Raw genomic sequence first — 2558 nt, 5'->3', positions numbered from 1 at the left:
GGGGCAGCTCGGAGAGAATCAGATTGGCGCTTTCGGCGGCCGCCTCGAGGTCGATGTCGGCCAGGGCCACCGCCGCGCCGGCGCGCGCCAGGCCGACCGCGATGGCGCGGCCCAGCCCGCTGCCGGCGCCGCTCACCACGGCGATGCGGTCGGGCAAATCGCCGCCGAAACGTTGGCCGGCCATCTGCATGCGGTAGCTCTCCGACTCCCAGGCGCCTATGAAGGCGGCTTCGCGCCGGGACAGGGGCCGGAAGCCTCCCAAACGCGAGGCGCAGGCGCGGGCGTACAACGAAGACTCGGCCACCTCCCGCAGCGTCCCGAGCGTGCGCTCGTCGCCGGCGATGATCAAGCCGCGGCCCGGGGCGAGGAAGGCGGCCGGAAGCTTGAGCCCGGCTTTCTTGCGAGCTTCAAGCCTGCGGGCCAAACTTTCCGCCCCGGCGTTCTCCAGCCAGAGCGGCGCTCCGCCGCAATAAACCAGCTCGTCGGGCGACATGGGGCCGGCCGCCGACAGTCGGGCGGCGCCGGGCATCGCCATGAAATCCTCGACTAGCCTGCTGGTGCCCCCCCGGACGAGGCGGTAGCGGCCATCGACCCGGAAAAGGGCGGCGCGGATGGCCGAGGCGGTCCGCCTGGCCTCGACCGGATCGAAGCCGGCGGTTTTCCTCTTTCGTCCGCCGGTGCGCGCGGCCGGATGCTTTTCGAGCCTTCCGACCGTCCGGGCGACCAGACCCATGGCCGTGCGCGCGTCGGGAGCGCTCACGAACAGGCCGTGCTTTTCGAGAAAAGCCGCCGAGGGCGGCTTTCCCCAGCGTCGTCGGTGGGCTTCGACCAGCCTAGCCATCTTGCGCGCCAGGAGCAGGCCCGGATCGACGTACGGCACCCACAGCGGCGGATCGTCGGCGAAAAGCTTTTCGATCTCGGCCCGGCCCAGCCTGGAGTTGACGAAGCCGTTCACCACGCTGGGGTGCAGGTGGATCACGACCCGGTCGAGCAGGGCGTGAAGATGGGCCTCGACCGAAGGGCGCGAGGCGGCCGGCATGTCGTCCTGGCAGGCCGCCAGCAGACGGCTCACTATTATCCGGTCGCGCGCGGCCGGTTCGAGCTCCAGGAGCTCCCGGTCGTCGAGCATGCCGCGCAGCTGCTCCAGCCGCATGCGCCGCCAGCCTCGGGAAGGACCCATGTCCTTGAGGGCCGTCCCGCTGGCCTTGATGAACATGTGCTTCCCGTCGGCCGACTTGACCGAGGTATTGCCGCCCCCGCCCTGCACGAGGCGCGGGTCGGCCCCGCTTCGATTCGAAATCTCGATCAGTTCCCGCAATGCCGCTTCCATAAACCCTAGTTCCTTTTGGCCGTGATATCGGCCTCGTATTTTTTGACCTCGGCCAGCCATTCGCCGCCGGTCGGCACGCCGGCTTGGAGGCAATAGTAGTCCCAGACCGCCCCGAGCGGCAGGGTCTTGGCCTCTTCGAGCCAGGCCAGCCGGGCGGTGAAGTCGCCGGCCTGCTCCGCCGCGCGCAGGCGTCCGGCCGGCTCGAGCAGGGCCGCCAGCAGGGCCTTGCGCATGCAGCGCGCGCCGATGACCCAGGCGGCAATACGGTTGATGCTGGCGTCGAAGAAGTCCAGTCCGATGTGCACCCGTTCGAGGTAAGCGCCGCGGACGAGCTCCTCGGCGATGGCGCGCAGCTCGTCGTTCAGGATCACCACGTGGTCGGAATCCCAGCGTACGGCCCGGCTGACGTGAAGCAGGATCGCGTCCAGGAACTGCAGCACCGCCGAGATCTTGTCGGCCATGGACTCGGTCGGGTGGTAGTGCCCGGAGTCGAGGGTCAGCAATTTTTTGTTGGCCAGGGCGTAGGCCAGGTAGAACTCATGCGAGCCTATCACGCAGCTCTCGGATCCGATGCCGAAGAGCTTGCCCTCGATCGCATCGAGGTTGTGGCGCGCATCGATGGGCTCGGCGAAGACCTGGTCGAGGGAATCCTTGAGCCGCTCGCGATAGGCGGCCCTTTCGATCGGGATGTCCTTGAATCCGTCGTGAATCCAAACGTTCGTCACGCAGGCGGTGCCCAGCGTCCGTCCGAAGGCCGCCCCGATGCGCCGGCAGGCCCGGCCGTGCTCGATCCAGAAGCGCCGCACGCCGGCGTCCTTGTGGCTCAAGCTGAAGCCGTCGGCCGACAGCGGGTGGGAAAAAAAGGTAGGATTGAAGTCCAGTCCCATGCGCTTGGCGCGGGCCCAATCCATCCAGGCCGAGAAATGCTCGGGCAGAAGATCGCTGCGCTCGACCCGCCTGCCTCCGGTTTCGGCGTAGCTGGCGTGCAGGTTCAGGCGCAGCGGGCCGGGGATGAGCTTCATGGCCGCCGATAAATCGGAGCGCAGTTCCTCCGGCGTGCGGGCTTTGCCGGGGTAGGCGCCGGTGGCCTGGATGCCGCCGGTCAGGGCCGCATCGGGCGCTTCGAAGCCGGCCACGTCGTCGCCCTGCCAGCAGTGCAGCGAGATCGGAATGGCGGCCAGCGCCCGCAGGGCCGCCCGAGCGTCGACTCCCCACTCGCCGTAGCTTT

Annotated in this window: 2 protein-coding genes; both read right to left on the bottom strand. The window is 68.7% G+C overall.

The window, feature by feature from the left end; genetic code table 11:
* The coding region (locus WC493_RS23700) for a class II aldolase/adducin family protein (protein ID WP_373069200.1) at window positions 1-1330 on the bottom strand (1330 nt) is incomplete at its 3' end.
* 5 nt (window positions 1331-1335) lie between these two features.
* Window positions 1336-2558: L-rhamnose isomerase (locus WC493_RS23695; RefSeq protein WP_373069198.1), on the bottom strand; the 1223-nt coding region annotated here is incomplete at its 5' end.

Source organism: Zavarzinia sp., assembly GCF_041650655.1.
Classification (GTDB): domain Bacteria; phylum Pseudomonadota; class Alphaproteobacteria; order Zavarziniales; family Zavarziniaceae; genus Zavarzinia.
Note: the sequence above shows the minus strand (reverse complement) of the source record. Positions and strands in the feature narration are given on the sequence as shown.